Raw genomic sequence first — 20,659 nt, forward strand, 5'->3', positions numbered from 1 at the left:
CAGGCACGAGAAGCCCGAAACCCGAAGACGGCACCCGGAGTGGCCCGTCCGCACAGCACAGGCGAGAGGAACTGAACATGGCAGACAATGCTGACGTCATCGTCATCGGCATGGGCCCTGGAGGGGAGGCCGCAGCAGCGCAGCTGGCCAAAGCCGGGCTGTCCGTGGTCGGAATCGAGAAGAACCTTGTCGGCGGGGAATGCCCCTACTACGGCTGCATCCCGACCAAGATGATGGTCCGCGCCGCAGACGTCCTCGCCGAAGCGCACCGGGTCGCATCCCTGGCCGGAACAGCCGACGTCAAGGCAGACTTCGCCCGCGTCGCTGAGAGGATCCGGGACGAGGCCACCGACAACTGGGACGATACAGGAGTCCGGACGGAGTGGGAGGACTTCGTGGCCCAGGCATTCTCGTCGCTGCCGAGGTCGGACCAGCGGGCGAAGGGAAGCCTGTATTTGCGGGGGCTGATGCATGACGGCCGGCGGAAATCCATGGAGCCGATGGGTGAGCGGCTCGGGGTCGATTACCAGCAGCTGCGGCAGTTCGTATCCTCCTCGTCCTGGAAGGTCGAACCGGTCCGCCGCCGGCTGGCGGACCTGGCCGTGGACACCATCGCTCCCGAGGCATGGGTACCTATCTGTCGAGCATCAAACGGGCACAGTGTTGGCAAAGTTCGGGCATAGGTCTGGCACGATGTGGGCATTCCGTCGTATGCTAGGGACCTCAAGAGGAAGGAGACGGTTATGTCGATTGCACCAGGAGGCCCAAGGCACCGGGCCCGGTCCGTCTTCATGGAGACCTCTGAAGTCGTCCAGGAACTCTGTGATGTCCTGACATCAAAGCTCGTAGCCGGTCTTGCCGGGGTCAAAGACCCGGGGCAGGCCCGCAAGTGGGCCCGGGGTGAACTGGAGCCAACCCAGCCGGCCCAGCAGCGTCTCCGGTTCGCCCACGACGTCATCAAGGAAATCGAGAGCGCTCAGGGGCTGCGCGTAGCCCAGGCTTGGGCCATGTCGATCAACCCGCGCCTGGGATACGAATCACCCATCAAGGCGATCCGGGACGACCGGTTCCAGGAAACGGCAGCCGCAGCCAAGGCGCTGCTGGAAGAGGCCTACGACGGATGAGCCGCCGATTATGCGCACTGACGGGCCTCTCCATCATCGAGGGGCCCGTCACCATGTACCGCGTCTCCATGGCCAAGCACGGACGCGGGCCGCTGAATCCCATGGAGCGCCCGGCCAACCCGGTTGTGGACCGCCGGGATTGGAACCGGTTCGACACCCCGGGGCTGACAATCTACGGCGCCGACCAGAGGGCCACCGCGTTCACAGAGTCCCTCGCCTACAAGGCGCCCTCCGCGCGCGGCTACGCCGCCTTGGCCGAAGAGGCCCGGTTCCTGGGCATCGGACTCGACGAGCTCCTGGCTGACCTTCGCAGCGCCGGCATGCCGGTCGACGGCATGGAGCCGGACTGGCGGCTTGACCGCGAAATCTATCGCCTCGATTTCCCCGCCCGTCCCTGGGTCGACCTGACCCATCCGGACACTGTTGTCGCCATCAAGGCATCCGGCATCGCCGCCGCCGACCGGATGTCCCTGGCCGACCTGACAGGTGACGATCGGGCGCTGACGACCGCAGTGGCGCAGTGGATCCGCGCACAGAGACTGGACGGCGGCACGCAACCGGCCGGACTGAGGTACCCGTCAAAATTCGGTTTCTCCGAGGGCGACTACTGCTATGCCGGCTTCATTGCCAAGCCCAACAGCGGCTGTGGGTGCACTGGTTCGGAGTTTTCAGTGACCGACCCTGACCTGGCCGAAGCCGTCAAGCGAACCGGAGTCCACGTCAGCTAAGGCTTTCCAACAAGACCCGGTGATACGTCAGTGCTTGTCGTTGCTGCCTGTGAGGTGTCTGTAGATTGTGGGCCGGGTGACTCCGAATTCGTCGGCGATGTGCTGGACGGTGTGGGCACGCTTGCCGTCCGGGGTTTTCTCCTCGTACATGTCCCGGGCGAGTTTCACCTGGCGGGGTCCGAGCTTGGGTTTCTGGCCACCGGTCCGGCCGCGGGCACCGTGTCCCCGTTGCTGGCGGAGGCTCTTTGCCGCCCGGGCCTCCCTTTTTCGAGCAGAATCCCAAGCATGGTGCAAACTGACGACGCTCTGGACAGGCCGCGGGGAAAGAGCCAAGAATGGGCCAGCAGGTGTCGTAGGAACGTCTGCGCTCCCGGCCGGGCTCCTTCAGCCCGGCTGATGTGATCGTTCGAGGCAGGAAATGAAGGCTGTGGTTGTCGGCGCGGGCATTGCGGGCCTGGTCGCGGCCCGCCAGCTCGGTTTGGCCGGCTGGGACGTCGAGGTCCTTGAGAAGTCGGACGTTCCGCGCGGCGATGGCTACATGATGGATTTCTTTGGTCCGGGGGTGGCGGCCTCAGAGAGGATCGGCCTCTACCCGCGGCTCGCAGCGGTTGCCTACCACGTCGAGGCCGCCGAGTATGTCGATCTACAAGGACACCCCACCTCCAGCCTCGACTACGACCAGTTCGCCCGGCTTGCCGGCGGGAAGGTCCTGAGCCTGCTGCGCCCGGACATGGAGCGCGCCGCCCTCGCCGCGCTCGAGGACGTTCCTTCGGGCCGGGTGCGGGTCCGCTACGGGGCTCCGGTTTCCCAGGCATGGGGGGATGAGGACGGCGTGCGCGTCGGCGTCGACGACTCTCCGGACGGCACGCTCGCCGCGGATGCCCTCATCGGCGCCGATGGCATCCATTCCGAAGTGCGCGCCCAACTGTTCGGCCCCGAAGAGGAGTATCTCCGCCCTTTGGGCATGCGTGCTTCCGCATTCATCGTGACCGAACCGGACCTGAATGCCCGCTTCCGGAACCGGTTCGTCCTCACCGACAGCATCGACCGGGTAGCCGCACTCTACAGCCTCCGCTCCGAGGAGGAGGTGGCCGCATTCATGGTCTACCGGGATGCCACCGGCGCGACAGGGTACCTGCCGTCCGGGAGTCCGCGGGAGCGGCTGCGCCGCGAGTTCGCCGGACTCGGCCACGCGGTGGACCGGCTCCTGGAACTGTGCCCGGAGCATCCATACGACGATGCCGTCGCGCAGATTGTCATGCCATGCTGGCAGAGAGGGCGGACCGTTCTGGTGGGGGACGCCTGCGGGGCCGTGTCGCTCCTCGCGGGTCAGGGCGGCTCGCTCGCGATCGCCGGTGCCGCACTGCTGGGGGACATCCTCGGACCCGTGGCCTCACCCGAAGGGATCGGCCCGGCCCTTGCCGAATTCGAGCGACGCTGGAGACCCGTGGTGGAGGAGGCACAGGCCGCCGGGAGGCGTGCCGCGTCGTCGTTCCTTCCCGCGAACCGGACCCAGCGCCTGCTGCGCCGGTGGATCATACGGGCAACCCACCTGCCGGGCATCGACCGGCTCGTGGCCCGCCAGATCGTGGGCAGGATCGCAAAATAAGGCCCCGGCCGACACCCGCCGCCCAGGAAGCCGTAGAACTGTCTGGTTCTCAAGGATGCGGTGGTATCGCGATGTACTGGTTCGTGAGCTTTGCTGCGCACCAAGTCCATGGGCTGGAGAAGTGACCGGAAGGCTGGCCGGCAGCGGGGGCCGGTGGTTGGATGGAGACTACGTTCTGTCTTGCCAGGCAGTTAGGAGCGGACGTGCGCGCAGTCGACCTGGGGGTTCCCTTACCCGTGGTGCGCCGTGAAACTACGGCGGTGGAAGCCGGGCGCCTGATCGCGGACAGCGGTCTGGTGGGCCTCGTTATTGCCAACAAGCTGGGAGTTCCTACCGCCATAGTCTCGGCCGTGGACGTGCTGCGGCTCATGGTGCCCGGCTACCTTCTCGATGACGTGTCGCTGGCGGCCGTGTTCGATGAGGCCGGGGCCGGCGAGTTGTGGGAACACCTGGCCGACCGGAGCGTTGGCGATCTGCTCGACGATCAGGGTGTTGCCGTCCGCAAGATTCTGGCCATCGAATCTGACGCGACGCTGGTTGAGATCGCGGCGCGGATGGTTGACGCCCGCACCCAGATTGCCCTGGTCCGGGACTCGCCCCGGGAGGCCCCGACGTTTGTCACGCTTCCCGCTGTCATCAGCGCCGTCCTCGCCGGCGCCGGCGACCCCGGACCCCGGAGTGCGCCACAGTGACCGCCCAGGTCATTCTTGCCCTGGCTGTCTTCGTCGGGGCCTATGTTCTGATCGCCACCGAAAAGCTTCCGCGGATGACCACAGCGCTTGGCGGCGCAGCGGCAATGGTTCTGATCGGTGCCACGAATGACACGGGAATGTTTTTTTCGCCCAAGAGCGGCATCGACTGGAACGTCATCTTCCTGCTGCTGGCCATGATGATTATCGTCGGCATCCTCCGGCAGACCGGTCTCTTCGAATTCCTCGCGATCTGGGCTGCCAAAAAGGCCCGCGGGCAGCCGTTCCGGATCATGGTGATTCTGGTGGTCATCACCGCCTTGCTCTCCTCCCTTCTGGACAACGTCACCACGGTGCTGCTCACGGCTCCGGTCACACTCCTGGTGTGTGAACGGCTCGCGGCCCCACCCGTCCCGTTCCTCATCGCAGAGGTGATGGCCAGCAACATCGGCGGCACGGCGACGCTGATTGGTGACCCGCCAAACATCATCATCGCCAGCCGCGGGGACCTGACCTTCAACGACTTCATCATCAATCTTGCGCCGATAGCCGCAGTGCTTCTCATCGTCTTCATCGGATTGTGCCGCTGGATGTTCCGCTCGGCCTTCCGGTTTCATCCGGACCGTGCAGCGCGCGTGATGGCCCTGAACGAGAAGGAGGCACTCGGCGAAAAGTCCTTACTGATCAAGTCACTCATAGTGGTGGGACTGGTGCTGACCGGCTTCATCGCCCGGCCGCTGCTGGGCCTGGCACCATCCATCGTCGCCATGCTCGGCGCGGGGCTGCTCGTGCTGCTCGCCCGGATTGAGCCGCGCAAAGTGTTCGGGGACGTCGAGTGGGAGACGCTGCTGTTCTTTGCCGGCCTGTTCATCATGGTCGGTTCCCTGGTCAACCTCGGAGTCATTGACGCCGTCGGAGAGGCCGCGGCTTCGCTGATCGGGGACAGGCACGACCTCGCCGCGGTCGGGATGCTCGCCGGTTCGGCCGTGGTGTCCGGTGTCATCGACAACATCCCCTACGTTGCCACGCTCGCCCCGATTACACATGACCTGGTGCAGGCAGGCGGCGCGGCCGCCAAGCCCCTCTGGTGGGCACTGGCTCTCGGCGCGGACCTCGGCGGCAACGCCACCGCCGTCGGAGCCAGCGCGAACGTCGTCGTCATCGGGATAGCCAGGCGCTATGGCCACCGGATTTCCTTCTGGACCTTCACCAAGTACGGGCTGGTGGTCACCGCCGTCACCGTAGGGCTCTGCGTACCGTACCTGCTCATCCGGTACTACACGTTCTGAGGAACCCGGGTTTCACCACCACAGCGTGCAGGGCCTGGAAGAAAACAGCATCGGGCACGTAGTGCCCGGAATCTGGTTTTGGACGTTCGGCTGGACCAACGAATGCCATAACCCTTGGGTGCTGGCGGTGGAGCGCAGACCGGGTTGCGCGGGAAGTTCGTCTCCATCGAGATGAAGCGGCGGAAACTGCCCACCGGGGAGCACCGAACTCCTGACCGCCGGCCGGCGCCTCCGCCTGAAAAGGAACTTCAGGCCAGCAGGAACTCGCACCAGAGCGGGTAGTGGTCCGAGACCCGCCAGGACACCTCGCTGCGGCTCAGGCCTTGGAAGATGTGCGGGACGAAGTCAAAGGTTCCGGCCCGCTTGCTGTAAGTGAGGCCCTGCAGCAGGGAGGTGCCGTCGGGCTTGGAGAACCAGGCGAGCTGGTCGTAGAAGTGTTTGGTCTTGTCGTCGTCGAAGATTGTCCGCGGGACCGCGTTCAGCTCGGTCGGCGGCCACAGGCCGGTGGAGATGAACGCTTCGTAGAGCGGGTCGCCGATCCGGTCCAGGTTGAAGTCGCCGAGCACGATGAGGTTGGCGTTCCAGTCATTGGGCCGGACCGCCCAGGCACGCATCCACTGGGCGAACGCCGTGATCTCCGGCAGGCGCTCCGCGGGGTTCTTGCCCCAGAGGATGTGCACGGAGGCGAGGGTGAACTCCACCCCGGCCCTGGCGAAGCTGGCGGTGTAGGGGGTGCGGGCGAACTGGCGCTGCGGGTCATCCCCGATCGGGGGCAGCACGATCTCCCCGACCAGGCCCGAGGGCTGGACCCGGGTGCTGTCGTAGAGGAAGGCGAGGCGTTCGCCGTTGCCGGCGGCTCCTTCGACCGCGTCCGAGACGATGACCTTCCAGTGCGGCCCGAGGTCTTCCAGGAGCCGCTTGAGGGCCACGGGGTTCCGGCGGGACTCCTGGACGGCGACGACGTCGAACCGGGAAATCACCTCGGCCAGGCAGGCGATAGCATGCCAGTCCCGCTTGGGTGAGTCTTTAGGCCCTGCCAGCCACTTGGCCGTCAGTTCGCCCAGAGCCCGGATGTTCCACGTCCCAACCAGGAGGTTGGATTCTGTCTTCGCAGGAATGGACTCCGTCAGGGCTGTACGCAGCCTGTCCAGGTCCTCGGTCACTGCTCCCGGCGGCTGCTCAGTCATGACTCCATGCAAGCAGATGCCTCGGGTTAGGCAAGCAGGCGCACAGGAGTGGGTTGTCCGGGTATATGTTCGGCCATAGTCCACCACACGGCCTGGTGGCGCTCGGGACGAATCTGGTGCTAGCGCGTCAATATCGACCGATTACGGCACGCGGAAGCCAGCGGATGACGAAGGCATCGGATGCGCTGCTTGGGCCCACCGCATCTTAAGAGTCGACGCTGGAACCGATCCGCTGCGGTTCAGCATTGGTGCGCGCACACTACAGGAGGTGCCATTGCGGCGGAGGTCACTTGCTGTGGCTCGCCAGATGGCGGTGTGAAAGCCTGCTCCTTACCCGGGAAGGTCACATGAATCTGGCTCTGTAATATCCTGCCTGCGGCGAACAGCCCAAGGGGGTCTGAGGCGACGTAGCATCAAGGTAGGGGCAGCCAGGAGTGTGGCGAAAATGTTTGAGCGATTTACGGACCGTGCCCGTCGCGTGGTTGTGCTTGCCCAGGAAGAGGCACGCCTGCTGAACCACGGTTACATTGGTACCGAACACATCCTCTTGGGTCTGATCCATGAGGGTGAAGGTGTTGCCGCCAAAGCCCTTGAGTCCTTGGGCATTTCGCTCGACGGCGTCCGGGAGCAGGTCCAGGAGATCATCGGCCCGGGCCAGCAGTCCCCGTCCGGCCACATCCCCTTCACGCCGCGCGCCAAGAAGGTGCTGGAGCTCGCCCTCCGGGAGGCCCTGCAGCTGGGCCACAACTACATCGGCACCGAGCACATCCTGCTCGGCCTCATCCGTGAGGGTGAAGGTGTGGCCGCCCAGGTGCTGGTCAAGCTCGGCGCGGACCTGAACCGGGTCCGCGAGCAGGTCATCCAGCTGCTCTCCGGCTATCAGGGCAAGGAAACCACCGGTGCCGGCCCCGGCCAGGACCAGGCCGAAGGCACCCCCGCCGGTTCCGTGGTCCTGGACCAGTTTGGCCGGAACCTGACCCAGGCCGCGCGTGAAAACAAGCTGGACCCCGTGATCGGCCGCGAGCAGGAAATGGAACGCGTCATGCAGGTCCTTTCCCGCCGCACCAAGAACAATCCCGTGCTGATCGGCGAGCCGGGCGTCGGCAAGACGGCCGTCGTCGAGGGCCTGGCCCAGGCGATTGTCCGTGGCGACGTGCCCGAGACCATCAAGGACAAGCAGCTGTACACCCTGGACCTCGGCTCCGTGGTTGCCGGCTCCCGCTACCGTGGCGACTTCGAAGAGCGCCTGAAGAAGGTCCTCAAGGAGATCCGCACCCGCGGCGACATCCTTTTGTTCATCGACGAGATCCACACCCTCGTCGGTGCCGGTGCGGCCGAGGGCGCCATCGATGCGGCCTCGATCCTGAAGCCGTTGCTGGCCCGGGGCGAACTCCAGACCATCGGCGCGACCACGCTGGACGAATACCGCAAGCACATCGAAAAGGATGCCGCGCTGGAGCGCCGCTTCCAGCCGATCCAGGTCAAGGAACCCTCCGTCGCCGACACCATCGAGATCCTCAAGGGCCTCCGTGACCGGTACGAGGCGCACCACCGCGTCACCATCACCGACGGCGCCCTCGCCTCGGCGGCGGCCCTCTCGGAGCGCTACATCTCGGACCGCTTCCTGCCGGACAAGGCCATCGACCTGATCGACGAGGCCGGCGCCCGGCTGCACATCCGCCGGATGACCGCCCCGCCGGAGCTCAAGGCCCTGGACGAGCGCATCGCCGCTATGAAAATCGAGAAAGAGCACGCACTGGATGCGGAGGACTACGAGGGGGCCGCGTCGCTGCGCGACGAGGAGCAGAAACTCGCCGCCCTGCGCAAAGAGAGGGAGCGCCGATGGAAGGCGGGCGGTCTGGACGACATCTCCGAAGTCGATGAGGATCTCATCGCCGAGGTGCTGGCGAACTCCACCGGCATCCCGGTCTTCAAGCTCACCGAGGAGGAGTCCTCGCGTCTGCTGAGGATGGAAGCCGAGCTGCACCAGCGCGTGGTGGGCCAGGAGGAGGCGATAAAGTCGGTGTCGCGGGCCATCCGGCGCACCCGTGCAGGGCTGAAGGACCCGAAGCGTCCGGGCGGTTCGTTCATCTTCGCCGGCCCTACCGGCGTCGGCAAGACCGAGCTGGCCAAGGCCCTGGCTGAGTTCCTGTTCGGTGAAGAGGACGCGCTGATCACCCTGGACATGTCCGAGTACTCGGAGAAGCACACGGTGTCGCGGCTCTTCGGCGCCCCGCCGGGCTACGTCGGCTACGACGAGGGCGGGCAGCTGACCGAGAAGGTCCGGCGGCGTCCGTTCTCCGTGATTCTCTTCGACGAAGTCGAGAAGGCCCACGCGGATCTGTTCAACTCACTGCTGCAGATCCTGGAAGACGGCCGCCTGACCGACAGCCACGGCCGGGTCGTGGACTTCAAGAACACCGTGATCATCATGACCACCAACCTCGGCACCCGCGACATCTCCAAGAGCGTGGCCACCGGCTTCCAGTCCGGCACCGACACACAGACCGGCTACAACCGGATGCGCGCCCGCGTCACCGAGGAGCTCAAGCAGCACTTCCGCCCCGAGTTCCTGAACCGTGTTGACGACGTTGTGGTGTTCCCGCAGCTGACCCAGGACGAAATCATCGAGATCGTGGACATGTTCGTCAGCCGGCTGGAGAAGCGCCTTGCGGACAAGGACATGGGCATCGAGCTCACCACCGCGGCCAAGGTGCTCCTTGCCACCCGCGGCTACGACCCCGCGATGGGTGCCCGGCCGCTGCGCCGCACCATCCAGCGCGAAATCGAGGACCAGCTCTCCGAGAAAATCCTCTTCGGCGAGCTGCACGCCGGAGACATCGTGGTGGTGGATGTTGAAGGCGAAGGCGACAACGCCAAGTTCACCTTCGCCGGCAACACCAAGCCGCGCATCCCGGACGCACTGCCCGCCGCTAGCTAAACGGAAAACCGCCGCTGGCCACCGCCGAGGCAGGCTGAAATCCGGTCTCTCACCTCATTGCCCTGCAGGCCGCACAGTATCGGCACGGGCAAATTCAGGCCCCTACGATCACCTTCCACGGCTTAGCGCGGTATTTTTTCCGTTTCCTGAAGCGCCCCGAAGCAGCAGGCCAGAGTCCGGCTAGGGGCAATCCCGTTTACTTAGGTGTCTTTGGTATTCGCTTGAGTGGCCAGTTGGACATTTTCCGTTTGATGACGCGGGGGTTGGTGCGTTGCCGGCGGGGAGGCAGGAGTTCGTGAAGGATTTCCCGGCAGAAGACGGAGAACGCTTCGGCCAGTCGCTCAGGGGGAAAAAGCCGGGCGCCCGGCAAGGGAACGCCGGGCGGCCCGGAGGGTCCGCATGAAGGAGAACCGCAGGGGGTCCTCGTCGAAGTGGTGGGCGATGCCGCCGATGAGCGATCTGATCGCGTAGTGCACACACAGGTGGCCGTAGATTTCCTGCAGGACCCCGTCGGGGGTTTTGGAGCGCAACACGGTCCCGGGGCCGCGCTGGTGGGTCTTGAGCTCGTCAAAGCAGGACTCTATTTCCCACCTCCTGGCATAGGCGCGGGCGAGGTCGTCCGCGGGTGCCTGGCCCGGGTCCAGGATGGTGGTGATGAGGCGGAATTCACTTTCCTGTTCCCCGGTGGTGACCGTGTATTCGATCACCCGCACCCGGATCGGATCCGTGTTCGTCCTCCGGTCCTTCGTACTGGCGTAGAGGACAGAGAGGTAGGACCCGTCCTCGAGTTCCTCGATCACGGGCAGCAGGTTCGAGGCTCTCATCCGCCACAACAGGGCGGCGCCGGTGGCGGCGCTGTCCTTCCAGGCCGTGTAGGAAAAGAAGCCGCGGTCGGCCATCAGCAGCATCCACTCCTGGACATCGGCCAACAGGGCCGGATACAGGTCATGCTCCGACGTGGAAAAGCCCGAGACCACGGCGGAGAGCACCGCATGGGTGCCGCACTCGACCAGGCCGAGCACCCTCGCCTGCGGGTAGGCGCTCTTGAACTCCGTCGCCGTGCCCGGACGGCCGTACGCGCGCTCGTTGGCCCGGCGTGTCCGCCAGATCCAGGCAGGTCCCGTCCACACTGACCAGCCGCCAGGACTTATAGAACCCGGGCCCGCCCGGAACCGCCAACGGCTTCGCCACCTCGGCAAACAACTCGGCCATCACCGTGGACCCCAGCCGGGTCCGGGCCTTGAAAATCGCGGCCTTCGTCGGCATCTGCCAATCCCGGAACCGCCCCGTGATCCACTCCATCCCGGCCAACAGCGACCGCATCACTTCCTCGTACGAACCGGCGGAAAACAACGCCAACGACATCACGTAGTACACCATCAACCGCGAAGGCAACAGCCGCGTCCGCTGCTCACCGGCCCCGGTCCGCTCAATCACCGCATCCACCACATCCGGCGGAAAAACCCGCGTCAAAACACCGATCGAGACATGATCACTCAACCGCTCAGGACCTTCAGGAGTCACCCATCCACTACGCGCCACGCCGAAAGATTAACACAAAAATCCTAAGTAAACGGCATTGCGGCTAGGGGCGGTTGTGCGCCGGGTCTGGTGGGTTCAGGATGGTGTCGTGGAGGCTTTCCCTGCTCCGGGCTTCCAACTGGTGGCGTTCAAGTTTTTGTTCAGCGTCCTTGCGCCGTTGCCCCATAGCCTGCAGCTGTTCTCTGGTCAGGATCTCCTGACGGTGGCTGTGTCCGGTGGTGTCGGCGTAACCACGGACGGGACGGCCGGCCGAGCGGGAGTCGTTCTGATTCATGCGGGAATCGTCTCATGCCGGGCACTGTCGGCACAGCGCCGCCGGCCGCCCCGGGATATGCCATAACTGTTCATGTGGATCCGGGTTCAGTCCGGTATTTCCATCTGGAAGACACAGGAGCATTTCAGAACCCGGGTGCGGAGATAAACGTCCAGAACGGGTTCGCCGGACTGTCCGGTGCTCATCGGGGCATAAATGCTGCGCGCTTCGGAACCGGCGGCGTGCATGGGCTCACCGCAGTGGATATACGCCCCGCCGAACTGCAAAATTCCCGGCGTCCTCGCCGGGCCCGGCCGGTTGATGATGGCCGCGGCCTGCGCAACGGTGGCGGCGTGGGCGTAGAGGAAATCGCAGCCCCCACAGGTGTAGGAGACCTCGACCAGTTCTTGTTCAGGAGGAGAGGGCTGCTCGATGCCATCGATGGCCAGGTGCTGGTCCGTGCGGCACCTGATGCACCACAGTCGCTGCCCGTGGGGCTGCCGGGAATTGCCGGGCCTGTGGGCATGGGAGATGGTCGACATTGACGTGCTCCTTAATCGTGGAGAGCTTCGGCCCGTCTGTGGGGCTGTACCCCGCAGACCCAGGCAATGAGCTGTGTTCCGGACTTCAGGCTAATCCCGGACCGAGAACCTGACAAGGAAACCCGTCAGTCCCCTTCGTCGTCCGGGAAGCCGGTTGATGCCGCCTGCCACCGGGCTTGCCTTGCCCGGAGCCCTCAAGGGCACATGTCGTTCCCCGGCTGCCTGTGACATGCTTCCCCCATGCCGTTCTACCTTGAGTACACCGCCAACCAGCATGCCGAGATCCGCTCGGCCGTGGACGGCAGCGACCTCCAGGAGGCCCTCGTCAGGGCTGTCGGCGCGGTGCGGGAGGCCGGCTGCAGAACAGCGTTGCTGCGCTTCAGCCTCGAGCCCAGCCGCACCTTCGGTGGCGGCGGTGTGGTCGCCGGCTACACCGAAACCGCCGGCTGGGAAATCCCGGAACGGGCCTGACTCCGCGAGTGACCAGTCCCTGACGCTAAAACTTCTACTGGCCGGTACCCGGTTTCCCGGGTAGCTTTGGGGGCGGACGTGTGGCCTGCTTCACACTTTTCGCCATCCGAGATTCCGTGCCTTTACCAGACCGTCGGGACGGCAGCCGCGCGCCGTGTTTCCGCCCCGACGACAAACCATCGAAGCCAAGGCGGGCGGTCACCGCCGGGAGGAGACCCATGGCAGGCATGTTCGAACTCTTCAACGACGAAGACTCGGGCTTCAGATTCAGCATCACGGCACCCGACGGGACGGTGATGGCGGTCTCCCGAAGTTTTCCCGACAAGCAGTCCGCCGTCGCCGGAATCCGGGACGTCCGCGAATACGCCGGAATGGGCCACATCACCGACAGGTGCCCGGCTCCTTCCACCGACACGGCAGCCGGGCCCGTACCCTCGCCGGATCACAGAACCAGGGCCGCCGCCCCCGGCCGTCCCGGTACACGGCCCACGCACTCCCTGACCCGTCCCCGCGCCCCCGCCATCACCACAGCCGCCTGAGCGGCCGGGACCTGGCCCGGACTCCATCAGCCTCCTTCGGCGGTGGCCGCCGCTTGGTCCGTCTTCTCGGGGATGGTGGCCCCGATCCCGCATGCGGCCAGCCAGGACCGGTTCGCCCGCGAGGGACAGCCCTTGTCGGCCAGGACGCGCCGGGCGTGTCCTGGGCCGTCCACGGCCAACCCGCGGGACGCGGATCCTGGCGAGGTCTGCGGGCATCATGGCCGTGTCGTTCCCGTTAAGCTGACGGGCATGGGACAACGCACCGTGTTGATCTGCGGGGCGGGCATCGCCGGCCCCACCCTGGCGTACTGGCTGGCCCGCCACGGGTTCCGGCCGACGGTGGTCGAACGCGCCCGGGGATTGCGCTCCAGCGGAAGCCCGGTCGACGTGCACGGCACGGCCACCGAGGTGGCCCGGCGGATGGGCATCCTGCCGCGCCTGCGCGATGCCGCCACCCACGCCCCGGACCTGGCCTTCATGACCGCATCCGGGCATCGGATCGGCCCGCTGCGGCTCGGCCGGCCCCGGGGCGATGACGTCGAGGTACCCCGGGACGACCTCGCTGCCATCCTTTGCCAGGCCGCGGCAGACGATGCAGAGTTCCTGTTCGGGGACTCCATCACCGCGCTGCGCGCGGATGACGGCGGTATCGACGTCATCTTCGAGCGCGCGGCCCCGCGCCGGTTCGACCTGGTCGTCGGCGCCGACGGACTGCACTCCACCGTCCGGGCCATGGCGTTCGGCCCCGCTATATGGGTGTCTGCCCAAGAAGCCCCGGTTGCCTTCGCTGCAGAGACGGCCGAACTTACCCCGCTGCCGGGTCCGCTCATTCGGTCATCTGGAACAGCAGCGGAGGGTCGTCTAGGGCAGAGTGGACCTCAGGCTGAGCCGGCCTCACTTCGGGTCGAATCCGTGTTCCAATCCGTGTACTCGAAATCTGAATCATCATCCAGTGCGACGCCGCTTAATTCGTCGTTGGGAAAGTGGCCGTGCAGCCAATGGTTGAGCATCTTGAGAGGCTTCATGTAGTCCCATTCTCGCCGCCAATCGTCTTCTCGCTCCCGTTGCCATTGCTCGTACGCACCGATAGCTTCCCTCTCGTTGCGCAGTAGTCCCGGAACAAGCTTGTGGAGTTCCCTATCCACAGCTCGGGCATGTTCCTCCGTCCACGCGTCAAACATGCCTGCCGAGGCGGCACTAAGTCTCAACAGCAGGTCGTAGCCCTCACGGTAGTCTCTTGCGGGGTCAACCGTCTCAAAAAAGCCTTCAGCCTCATCGAGGTGAAACGCGTAATCCGCAATCATAAAGACCTGCCCTCGGACACCGTTGAGGTTCCTCGTGCCAATTCGGAACTTGGTTAGTTCATAGTCATCTCCCACAGGGCGACTGAACTCAACTTCGACGTCTGTTCCAAAATCGTGGGCATAGACCACGCCCGCAGTGCAGCCTGTACCGTCGTAAAACAGTTCTGTCCAGGCAGCGGCAAACTCGTCAAACCAATGAGCCGTGGTTTTCTTTGCCGCCTGCAGGGCAATCGGCTCTGCTCCGGCTGCCAGATTTCCCAGTGACTCGTATGTGGCTGCCGCAGGTTCCTTTATGTTGGTCCCCAACCGGATCCTGCCATCTGCCATGTCAAAGATCTTCCACAAGGACGTCACAGCGTCATCCCAAAAGGCGGTATCCGGGGCGTCTAGAGCCTTCAAGAGGTCGCTGTAGTTTGCGCCGACAACGGGTGGCGGTGAGTGGTCGAGACTGCTGTATTCGAAGACTCGTGCCCCACGACGGTTACGGGAGAGGTGCACCCGCGCTCTACGCAGCGTTATCGGGTCCACAGCCGTCGCGCTTACTTCCAAGTCGGGTCCGTCGATGCCTATATCGACCAGTCCCGACATTCGGCACACTAAGGCAAGGGCTTCTTCGTCGAAAGAGAGAGTGGCAGGATTGTGGCGGACTTGGAGTACTTGGCCAGCCTCTTCAAGGGGAAGTAAACGAAGAGGCGCGCGGGGCTCGTCAGTCATGAATTCATCGTACGGGCATCCCGGACCGCAGTTGATAGGCGGGGCCGTCGGATCAGTAGTGCCATCGACTGCCTACTCGCCGTCCAGGCGACAGGCGAATGACCTTGCGGCACGCGGTGGCCTTGCTTGTTCGTAGCGCATTCGCTGTTTCCCTGCCAGTAGCACCGAACAGAGTTCCAGGAAGTCCAGCCCTACGCGGGCGTCGCTCGTGTTAGCCCTACCCTGATCCAGGCCGTTCGTTCATATGTCTACTCCGGTTAGGCTTGCCGCACTCCGATGTAGCCAGGAGGGCTACAACTGCATTATTGAGGCGACAGGCACAATCGTCAGAGTCACCGATCTAGTGAATCGGACCCAACCCACGGGCCCATCAACAGGTGACGCCGCGAACAAAACGGCGGCATGATTCCCGGGACGGTTCACCATGTCGAAAACTAAAGCGACCCCACCGAGAGTGTCTCGCAACCGATCTGCCTCGTAACCCAAGGGTAAGGAGACATCGACCGACAGGGACGTGATGAGGTTGAGACGCCCCCGGCATATTACGAGCGGCTCTTGGCCGAATCACGCACCAAACGGAGTTCGAGCACTCGCTGCCACTTCACAACTTCGGCCGCGTCTTCCGGACGAAGAGCGCGCATGTGCGCGAGGCGGTTGCGGATGGGCATGATCTGGGCGCAAAAATTACGCCACAGCGCTGCATTCAAGCCTAAGTCTCCGATTTCGGTCCTGTCTTTGATTTGCAACAATTCGCCAAGCGACAGCCATTCCAATGGATCTCGAAGCTGTTTAATTGATGTGGCACCAAGGTACGCGGCCTCCGTTGCCCGCTCGAGTACCTTTCCGGGAAGATCACCTTTAAGACACTGTTGTCGCCACTTTTGGTCCCAAGCTGCAATAGCCTGGCGACGGATTTCACGACGGATGATGCGCTCTATCTTCCAGAGGCCGGCGCTCACTTCGGCGAGATGGTGTTGCGGCTCAACATCGTCTGCGAGAGCGACGTCAAGCGCGTTCTTCAGTGGCATGAGGTACTTCGGGAAGTTCCATTCACGAAGCGCTCCCGTGCGCGCAGTGATACCGGCCCCGTCCAGCGCCTCTAGCTCGCGCGCATTCAGTGTTCCAAGGGCTGTCTCCCCGGTTAGTGAATTCTCGTAGATCACTCGATCAAGCGACGCGCACAGCTCTGAGCCGAGCTCCCTCAATGTGTGGTGCAGGACTTCCGTTGGGTCCGCACCGTCCTCCGCACACGTTGGGAATTGTTCCGCCCCTTGACACTTCAGGACTGGCGCGTGCGCAAAGCTAGCATCGTCGAGAAGTGAGCTACCGACGACGGCTGGAAACGCAATCCGCGGTGCCCTCGAGAGCAAAATTACCCGTGTGCCGTGTTCGACATCGCTAAAAACACGCTCTCGAAGAGCGCCCAGTGAAACATCTGCAGCGGGGGCCACAAATTTTTCCATGGCGTCGATTACCAGGGTTCCGTCGGCGTCACCCCTGTTTGATTCCATATAATCCCCGACGCCTAGCACGGTCAGATCTGATGCAACGAGGGCGCGACGGGCGGGCTCATTACTGAAACCAAGCTGGAGAAAAACGACACTTAGCTGTTTTGCCTTGCGATGGATGTGCTCGACCCAGTCAGAATAGTCGACCACGGTCACACCAACTCCAAGAGAACACTCACTTCGTACCCCCTGGTACCCTCCTGGATTAGTCCAAGATCTTGTAGTCGTCGAACGGCGATATGCTCACTGGTGGCTAGTTCTTCGAAGTCGTCGGGGCTATCCATCAGGAGTTCGAGCATCACAGCCTCGTTCGGGTAGTAACGCTTGACATGCTGAACAATTTCCTCGATGTTCCCTTGCACCCGACTTTTCCAGTCACTGAGCTCGGTCAATACCGCCGATCGAACCATCGTGCGCTGAAAAACATCTGTTGGTAGGTGCTTCACCACGGCGGAACTGAGGTTTCGGTAAAGGTACGCATGTCCGCCCGAGGCTTCATGTAGCGCTTCCAGCGCGCCGGGTTCAATCTGTATGCCCATCTTGCCGCCGACCGTACTTGCGAGTTCATCTGCCTCTTCGCGAGTTAGGGGTTTTACGTAGACCGCCTTCGCCCACGAAAACAACGGATTTGGTCGGCCATAGAGACGCCCGCCTTCTACGATTGCACTGGTGAGTCCGGACAGTACGAAGGTGAAATTTTCTGACTCCTGCACGATGCTTCGCAAAGCAGAAAGTAGCTGCGCGATCTTCGGCATGTCGCCCTCGGCTATGTCGACGCGGTCTGCGGGTGTGAGGTACTCAATCTCGTCTAGCAGGAGAAGGATTCGGTTTCCGTCCTTCCAGAGATACTTCAGGATCGTCTGGAGGGCGTTCTTCAACTCCAAAATCGAAGGGCGTTCCGAAAGCTGAGACAGTTCCTGGGTGCGAAGTTTTCGGGACTTTAGCTCGTCAATTAGCCGTCGGCGCAAGTCGCTGACGATGTCATCGGTGGGGTCTTCTGGCGGAGACGGGAATGTCTCTAAGTCCATCAGTACCGTAACGATGTGATCTTCCTGGAGCTCCTGTTTGAGCTGCATCAAGATGCTGGTTTTGCCTGATTTGCGGAGCCCGAAAACCCCGGTAACACGCTGGTTTATCACGTCATCTCGCAGCGCCTGCAGAAGAGTTCGGCGTCCAAAGAAGCTGGCCCCATGAACAGGCGTAGTCAGATAAAAAAGGTCGCGTGCGTAGATATAGTTACGCAGCAGTTTGATGAGCGATAGCTCGTCTTCATCGTCAATTTGAAACGGAATGGCTAGCTTCGACGGCCGTGACCAGTCCTTCAGCTTGATTTGCAACCGTAGGTCCGGCGACCACATGAAGAAGATGTCCGGCGTCACGAACCTATCGGAACTTGCAAGCTCTCGCGCAGCAGCTTCGAAGGTTCGCACCTGCAGGTCGGCATGCGGACTGTAGAAGAGCATAACTTCGCGTGTAAATCCGAAGCCGGCTTCGATTGCACCGCTGAAACGAATGTGGACGATCACACAGTCCCTAAAACCCTCCTGTCGGCACGAGCCCGCGAATACGGCTTGTGAGCCCACGCCGCGTAAGGCGTCCATATGTTCCTCGAATATCGGAAAGCGTCGTGCAACTCGCTGAATGTTTGCGAGTAGGTCGGGGTGCTGGGGATGAGGAACCGCGCCTGAACGCCATCCATACTGACGCGCTGATGGAGCAGTGGGATCGAATGTTGGGCTATCAATGTAAGGGGCGATTTGGTCACGGCGCACCGGGAAGGGCCGCGGCGTAGTCCGTGGAATTCGAGCACCAAAGGAAGCCCTCACTTTGGCAGCCACCGGAGGCTCGATAGTCGACGAAGCGCTTCTTGCGAATTCGCCAAGCTCTCGCAGCCGACGAAGCACGATCCTGGAGTCGACGCCAAGTTCGCTGGCCAATTCATGCACTCGCATTTTCTCCACTTGTTTTCTCCTGGCCGAATTGGGCTCGATTCCCATTATGGGGGATTGGTGCGGCCGGACGCATAGAGGCGTTCTTTTTTGGCCAATGAAGAGCTCGTAAGTGCCCTTCGGCTGCCCTAGGCGTGGGTAGCGATCCGTTGCACCACCGAGTGAACCATGCACTGGAGCTCAACCCCATCACCGAAATGTGTCTCGAAACTAACATGTCTGTTGTGAGACGTGTTGCTGATCGTGCGGGGGCATGGATGTTAATCGCTGCATAAACGTCCTTGCGCAGCTGAAAAACTTTTGGCGGAACTGTAGCGGTCCAGACGGTGGGGTCAGTGGTGAGGCATGGGCTCAGTCTTCACATTCGATGCAGTAGGCGTGGCCGTCCTTCTCCTTGACCATCTGGGAGCGGTGGCGGACCAGGAAGCAGGAGTAGCAGATGAACTCGTCCTCCTTCTGGGGGATGACTTCAACGATGAGTTCCTCGGCGATGAAGTCGCCGGGGAGATTGAGGCCATCAACTGTGTCGGCCTCATCGAGTTCTGAAACCACGCTGCGGGCGTCAGGGGTATTCGCGGTCCGCAGGGCCTCCAGGGACCTTTCCTGGACTTCCTTGACGTCAGAGCGGACTTCGTCGTAATCGGTTGCCACTGGGGCATTCTCTTTTCTCTTGTTTTGAGCTTGTCGCGATAGCAACATACAGCATCGACTCTGTATTCCCCTGGGCATGGGCAGGTGTGCCAATGCGCGGCGGGTCGATCAGCATCCTGGAGCTGTCGGTGAAGCCGGTGAGCCGGTCTGTGGCCGATCAGGTCGGCTGAACGATCGCGCGATTGCCTGGATCGGGTACGCCGCCAGCCAGGTGAAACCGGCAAGAACCAATAGGATCCCTGCCGCGGTCAGTTGGCCGATGAACATCAGCAGCGCGAGGACAAGCATTCCGCCATAGGTCGGGGCATAACTTAGCGTGTCCGGGCTAAAGGCAATGCCGTTCACTTAGGGTGGTTGTGTTAATCTTTCGGGATGGCGCGTAGCGGATGGGTGACCCCGGAGGGTCCTGAGCGGTTGAGTGATCATGTCTCGCTCGGTGTTTTGACGCGGGTGTTCCCGCCGGATGTTGTTGATGCGGTGATTGCCCGGACCGGGGCCGGGGAGCAGCGGACCCGGCTGCTGCCGTCCCGGCTGATGGTGTATTACGTGATGTCGCTGGCGTTGTTTTCGGCCGGTTCGTATGAGGAAGTGATGCGCTCCCTGCTGGCCGGGATGGAATGGATCACCGGGCGGTTCCGGCCCTAGCAGATGCCGACGAAGGCCGCGATCTTCAAGGCCAGGACCCGGCTGGGCTCCACGGTGATGGCCGAGTTGTTCGCCGAGGTCGCGAAGCCGTTGGCGGCACCGGGCGGGCCCGGGTTCTACAAGGGGTGGCGGCTGGTCAGTGTGGACGGGACCTGCCTGGACCTGGCGGACACCCCGGTGAACGAGCGCGCGTACGGCCGGCCCGGAACGGCCACGGAGTTCAAGAGCGCCTACCCGCAGGCGCGGGTGCTCGGCCTGGTCGAATGCGGCACCCACGCGGTGATCGGCGCCGTGGTCTCGGGCTTTTCCACGTCCGAACACGACCTCTATCCGGGCCTGCTCCACCGGCTGGAGGCGGACATGCTGGCTATGGCCGACCGGGGGTTCTTCTCCTACACCGCCTGGAAAGACAGCGCCGCCACGGGGGCGGCGCTGTTGTGGCGGGTGAAGGCCTCCAACGTGCTTCCCGTGATGGAAGAGCTGGACGACGGGTCCTACCTTTCGGACCTTTATGCCAGCCCCAAGGACCGGCGGACGAACACGGACCCGATCCGGGTGCGCGTGATCGAATACACCGTCACCACCGGCGAAACGAGCAGTGAATTCCGCCTCATCACCACCCTCCTGGCCCCGGCCGCGGCACCGGCGCAGGAGCTTGCCGAGGCCTACGCCAGACGCTGGGAAATCGAGTCCTGCTTTGATGAGTTGAAGACACACCAGCGCGGACCGTCCATCGTGCTGCGCTCCAAAACCCCCGACGGGGTCCTGCAGGAAATCTACGGCTACCTCTGCGTGCACTACGCGATCAGGTCCCTCATCGGCGGCGTGGCCCAACATTTCGAGGAAGACCCCCTGCGCTTCTCCTTCACGCGCACCCTCCGGGCCGCCCGGCGTTCCCTCGCCGGGCGCCCGGCTTTTTCCCCCTGAGCGACTGGCGGAGGCCTTCGCCGTCTTCTGCCGGGAAATCCTGAACG

General features: G+C 63.4%; 17 protein-coding genes and 3 pseudogenes. 11 read left to right on the forward strand and 9 right to left on the reverse strand.

The features are described from left to right. Positions 1 to 77 precede the first annotated feature (77 nt). From ACQCSZ_RS25825 to ACQCSZ_RS25835, 3 genes and pseudogenes are all read left to right on the forward strand, one after another. Positions 78 to 629 (forward strand): annotated as a pseudogene (locus tag ACQCSZ_RS25825) (transposase); the annotation flags it as partial. A gap of 114 nt (positions 630 to 743) precedes the next feature. After that, positions 744 to 1,124, forward strand: coding sequence for a hypothetical protein (locus ACQCSZ_RS25830; protein ID WP_427008682.1), 381 nt, complete (start codon positions 744 to 746; stop codon positions 1,122 to 1,124). Next, a complete protein-coding gene (locus ACQCSZ_RS25835) occupies positions 1,121 to 1,852 on the forward strand; it encodes a hypothetical protein (protein WP_427008683.1) in 732 nt (243 codons plus the stop codon). Before ACQCSZ_RS25830 ends, ACQCSZ_RS25835 begins: the two co-directional genes overlap by 4 nt. A 27-nt stretch (positions 1,853 to 1,879) precedes the next feature. Here ACQCSZ_RS25835 and ACQCSZ_RS25840 read toward each other — a convergent pair whose 3' ends face one another. Next, positions 1,880 to 2,185 carry a helix-turn-helix domain-containing protein gene (locus ACQCSZ_RS25840; RefSeq protein WP_427008684.1) on the reverse strand — a complete coding sequence of 102 codons (306 nt, stop codon included), beginning with the start codon at positions 2,183 to 2,185 and terminating at the stop codon, positions 1,880 to 1,882. An 85-nt stretch (positions 2,186 to 2,270) separates the two neighbouring features. On the opposite strand from ACQCSZ_RS25840, the gene ACQCSZ_RS25845 reads away from it, so the two are divergent. The 3 genes from ACQCSZ_RS25845 (at position 2,271) to ACQCSZ_RS25855 (ending at position 5,439) form a co-directional block, all read left to right on the forward strand. After that, positions 2,271 to 3,461 (forward strand): FAD-dependent monooxygenase, encoded by a 1,191-nt coding sequence (locus ACQCSZ_RS25845; RefSeq protein ID WP_427008685.1) that lies wholly within the window; start codon positions 2,271 to 2,273, stop codon positions 3,459 to 3,461. Positions 3,462 to 3,664: 203 nt separating this feature from the next. Further along, a complete protein-coding gene (locus ACQCSZ_RS25850; RefSeq protein ID WP_427008686.1) occupies positions 3,665 to 4,153 on the forward strand; it encodes a hypothetical protein in 489 nt (162 codons plus the stop codon). Next, positions 4,150 to 5,439, forward strand: coding sequence for an ArsB/NhaD family transporter (locus ACQCSZ_RS25855; protein ID WP_427008687.1), 1,290 nt, complete (start codon positions 4,150 to 4,152; stop codon positions 5,437 to 5,439). Before ACQCSZ_RS25850 ends, ACQCSZ_RS25855 begins: the two co-directional genes overlap by 4 nt. A gap of 248 nt (positions 5,440 to 5,687) precedes the next feature. On the opposite strand, the gene ACQCSZ_RS25860 is transcribed toward ACQCSZ_RS25855, so the two are convergent. Then, positions 5,688 to 6,626, reverse strand: coding sequence for an endonuclease/exonuclease/phosphatase family protein (locus ACQCSZ_RS25860; RefSeq protein ID WP_427008688.1), 939 nt, complete (start codon positions 6,624 to 6,626; stop codon positions 5,688 to 5,690). 445 nt (positions 6,627 to 7,071) lie between these two features. Between ACQCSZ_RS25860 and ACQCSZ_RS25865 the strand changes: the two genes are divergently transcribed. After that, positions 7,072 to 9,567, forward strand: coding sequence for an ATP-dependent Clp protease ATP-binding subunit (locus ACQCSZ_RS25865; protein ID WP_427008689.1), 2,496 nt, complete (start codon positions 7,072 to 7,074; stop codon positions 9,565 to 9,567). A 341-nt stretch (positions 9,568 to 9,908) separates the two neighbouring features. Here ACQCSZ_RS25865 and ACQCSZ_RS25870 read toward each other — a convergent pair. The 3 genes and pseudogenes from ACQCSZ_RS25870 to ACQCSZ_RS25880 all read right to left on the reverse strand — a co-directional run bounded on the left by ACQCSZ_RS25870 (position 9,909) and on the right by ACQCSZ_RS25880 (position 11,904). Further along, positions 9,909 to 11,109: pseudogene (locus ACQCSZ_RS25870) on the reverse strand (IS4 family transposase). Positions 11,110 to 11,152: 43 nt separating this feature from the next. Beyond that, a complete protein-coding gene (locus ACQCSZ_RS25875) occupies positions 11,153 to 11,383 on the reverse strand; it encodes a hypothetical protein (protein ID WP_427008690.1) in 231 nt (76 codons plus the stop codon). 86 nt (positions 11,384 to 11,469) lie between these two features. Next, complete coding sequence (locus ACQCSZ_RS25880; RefSeq protein ID WP_427008691.1) at positions 11,470 to 11,904, reverse strand: hypothetical protein; 435 nt, start codon at positions 11,902 to 11,904, stop codon at positions 11,470 to 11,472. Positions 11,905 to 12,144: 240 nt separating this feature from the next. On the opposite strand from ACQCSZ_RS25880, the gene ACQCSZ_RS25885 reads away from it, so the two are divergent. From ACQCSZ_RS25885 to ACQCSZ_RS25895, 3 genes are all read left to right on the forward strand, one after another. After that, entirely contained in the window at positions 12,145 to 12,375 is a 231-nt protein-coding gene (locus ACQCSZ_RS25885) for a hypothetical protein (protein WP_427008692.1), read from the forward strand. A gap of 218 nt (positions 12,376 to 12,593) precedes the next feature. Beyond that, positions 12,594 to 12,914 carry a YegP family protein gene (locus tag ACQCSZ_RS25890; RefSeq protein ID WP_427008693.1) on the forward strand — a complete coding sequence of 107 codons (321 nt, stop codon included), beginning with the start codon at positions 12,594 to 12,596 and terminating at the stop codon, positions 12,912 to 12,914. A 249-nt stretch (positions 12,915 to 13,163) separates the two neighbouring features. Next, positions 13,164 to 13,943 (forward strand): FAD-dependent monooxygenase, encoded by a 780-nt coding sequence (locus tag ACQCSZ_RS25895; RefSeq protein ID WP_427008694.1) that lies wholly within the window; start codon positions 13,164 to 13,166, stop codon positions 13,941 to 13,943. A gap of 1,531 nt (positions 13,944 to 15,474) precedes the next feature. On the opposite strand, the gene ACQCSZ_RS25900 is transcribed toward ACQCSZ_RS25895, so the two are convergent. From ACQCSZ_RS25900 to ACQCSZ_RS25915, 4 genes are all read right to left on the reverse strand, one after another. After that, on the reverse strand, positions 15,475 to 16,596 hold the full coding sequence (locus ACQCSZ_RS25900; RefSeq protein ID WP_427008695.1) for a hypothetical protein: 1,122 nt from the start codon (positions 16,594 to 16,596) through the stop codon (positions 15,475 to 15,477). Then, positions 16,593 to 18,392 (reverse strand): translation initiation factor IF-2 N-terminal domain-containing protein, encoded by a 1,800-nt coding sequence (locus tag ACQCSZ_RS25905; protein ID WP_427008802.1) that lies wholly within the window; start codon positions 18,390 to 18,392, stop codon positions 16,593 to 16,595. Before ACQCSZ_RS25905 ends, ACQCSZ_RS25900 begins: the two co-directional genes overlap by 4 nt. Before the next feature lie 348 nt (positions 18,393 to 18,740). Further along, positions 18,741 to 19,040: a DUF4193 domain-containing protein gene (locus ACQCSZ_RS25910; protein WP_427008696.1), complete on the reverse strand. Its 300-nt coding sequence runs from the start codon at positions 19,038 to 19,040 to the stop codon at positions 18,741 to 18,743. A 108-nt stretch (positions 19,041 to 19,148) separates the two neighbouring features. After that, positions 19,149 to 19,385, reverse strand: coding sequence for a hypothetical protein (locus ACQCSZ_RS25915; protein ID WP_427008697.1), 237 nt, complete (start codon positions 19,383 to 19,385; stop codon positions 19,149 to 19,151). Between the two features lie 27 nt (positions 19,386 to 19,412). Here ACQCSZ_RS25915 and ACQCSZ_RS25920 point away from each other — a divergent pair. Next, positions 19,413 to 20,612 (forward strand): annotated as a pseudogene (locus ACQCSZ_RS25920) (IS4 family transposase). Positions 20,613 to 20,659 lie beyond the last annotated feature (47 nt).

This window comes from Pseudarthrobacter sp. H2 (assembly GCF_050157045.1).
GTDB lineage: Bacteria > Actinomycetota > Actinomycetes > Actinomycetales > Micrococcaceae > Arthrobacter.

Bases quoted from the DNA above. Each gene is read 5' to 3' on its own strand.
- ACQCSZ_RS25830 (WP_427008682.1), top strand. From the start codon at position 744: ATGTCGATTGCACCAGGAGGCCCAAGGCACCGGGCCCGGTCCGTCTTC.
- ACQCSZ_RS25835 (WP_427008683.1), top strand. From the start codon at position 1,121: ATGAGCCGCCGATTATGCGCACTGACGGGCCTCTCCATCATCGAGGGG.
- ACQCSZ_RS25845 (WP_427008685.1), top strand. From the start codon at position 2,271: ATGAAGGCTGTGGTTGTCGGCGCGGGCATTGCGGGCCTGGTCGCGGCC.
- ACQCSZ_RS25860 (WP_427008688.1), bottom strand. From the start codon at position 6,626: ATGACTGAGCAGCCGCCGGGAGCAGTGACCGAGGACCTGGACAGGCTG.
- ACQCSZ_RS25865 (WP_427008689.1), top strand. From the start codon at position 7,072: ATGTTTGAGCGATTTACGGACCGTGCCCGTCGCGTGGTTGTGCTTGCC.
- ACQCSZ_RS25875 (WP_427008690.1), bottom strand. From the start codon at position 11,383: ATGAATCAGAACGACTCCCGCTCGGCCGGCCGTCCCGTCCGTGGTTAC.
- ACQCSZ_RS25880 (WP_427008691.1), bottom strand. From the start codon at position 11,904: ATGTCGACCATCTCCCATGCCCACAGGCCCGGCAATTCCCGGCAGCCC.
- ACQCSZ_RS25885 (WP_427008692.1), top strand. From the start codon at position 12,145: ATGCCGTTCTACCTTGAGTACACCGCCAACCAGCATGCCGAGATCCGC.
- ACQCSZ_RS25890 (WP_427008693.1), top strand. From the start codon at position 12,594: ATGGCAGGCATGTTCGAACTCTTCAACGACGAAGACTCGGGCTTCAGA.
- ACQCSZ_RS25895 (WP_427008694.1), top strand. From the start codon at position 13,164: ATGGGACAACGCACCGTGTTGATCTGCGGGGCGGGCATCGCCGGCCCC.
- ACQCSZ_RS25905 (WP_427008802.1), bottom strand. From the start codon at position 18,392: ATGCGAGTGCATGAATTGGCCAGCGAACTTGGCGTCGACTCCAGGATC.